The sequence below is a fragment of the Gracilibacillus sp. YIM 98692 genome (assembly GCF_010993965.1).
Classification (GTDB): domain Bacteria; phylum Bacillota; class Bacilli; order Bacillales; family Amphibacillaceae; genus Gracilibacillus.
In genome coordinates this window covers 1-1,524 of sequence record NZ_WIXM01000066.1, presented here as the reverse complement: position 1 = coordinate 1,524, position 1,524 = coordinate 1, and the positions used below count along the sequence as shown (strand labels likewise).

Sequence of the window (1,524 nt, the reverse complement as noted above, 5' to 3'; positions counted from 1 at the left end):
CTATAGCTAATGGAGGGTCAAGCGTTCTCCTTGACGTTCCATTAGCTATAGGAGATACTCACACAAAGCTAATTAGAAGGAATGTTCCTCCTCTCATGTAAGCTTTCCAGGAGACAAACACACGGCATGAAGGCAAAAATCTCGACTCCGATGAGCATACTGATATCCGTGGGTTCTCACATTTTATCTTTCCGTCTAAGGACCTGTCACGAACTCCTGGCGTGCGTTCACCAATGCATGGCTAGCACAAGTCTCCGTCGTGCGTTATCCTTTACGGTTTTTATCTTTGCCTTCACGCCCTATGTTTCTTTCCTTTTTTATCATCTTTGTTCTCGATTACCCTGTGCCTTTTGATGTGTCCTATGCCAACTCCATTTCACCATCCGGCTCATTTGCTATAGCCCAGATGAAACCTGCTAATTCTCTTGCGACAGCCGTAATGGCTTTTCCACTTTCTTTCCCGCGTCCCATCAATCGGTAATATTTTTTGTGTAATCGATGTTGAGCTTTCCATGAAATGCTTAAAATATTGGTCGGTTGTCCTTTTTGCCTTCTCTTCAAATCTCGACCAACGGCAGGCTTATGCCGATAACTCCATGCAGCCTCTATTAACAACTTCCGAATATGTCGGTTTCCCGTTTTAGTGATAGCTCCTAATCTTCGCGCATCACCGCTGGAACTCTCACTTGGTACGAGACCAGTGTACGACATAAAACCACTTGGTTGAGAGAATCGCTGAAAGGAACCAACCTCTGCAGCCAAGCTAGTAGCTGTTATGATGGCTATGCCTCTTAATGTCATGAGCTTTTGAATCAACGGTGCGTGAACGCCACTTTCAGCTTGTGCTTTTATCTCTTGTTCTAATATCGTTAATCGTTGTTGATATTCTATTAGTTGTTGTACATATTCCTGAAAAACCACCCTGGATGATGATCGTGGGAGCCTCAATTGGCGCAGCCATTCCCAATACTTCACGGTCCATTTTTTGGTACCTTTAGGCTGTCTGATTTCATTCCTTAGAAGAAATTTAGTGAGACGATGCTTCGCCCTTAATTCATCTTCTTTCACATCCTCACGTGCTCGAACTAAATCACGTAAGGCTTCATCATCTTCTGTCGGGACATAGATCGGTGTTAATTCTCCCGCACGATATAGTGTTGCGAGGTTGATCGCATCACGTTTATCTGTTTTGACACGACTACCTGGTTTCTGTGGTATTAAGGATGGTGCGATCACCTCACACTTGATATCCATGCTTTTCAACAGACGATAGAGCCCATAACCAGTCGGACCTGCCTCATAACACATTTGTAGTTGTTCAGGTTCTCCTAGCCTTTTTATTAATTTTCTAATAGCTTCTACCGTATAATTTATCATCCCTATATACCTTGGTTTGGAACGCCCTTCATCCGCAACGGCCACTGCAATTTTTTCCTTTGATACGTCTAATCCTACGTATTTTGTGTTATAATTCATGTGACTAGCTCCTTTCGTATTATAGCTCTGATTTGGGATTTTGTTTCT

1 protein-coding gene is annotated in these 1,524 nt (G+C 43.0%); it reads right to left on the bottom strand.

Annotated elements, in window-relative coordinates; genetic code table 11:
- Window positions 1–360: 360 nt before the first annotated feature.
- On the bottom strand, window positions 361–1,524 hold a 1,164-nt coding region (locus GHD00_RS20810), incomplete at its 5' end, for an IS110 family RNA-guided transposase (RefSeq protein ID WP_240468776.1).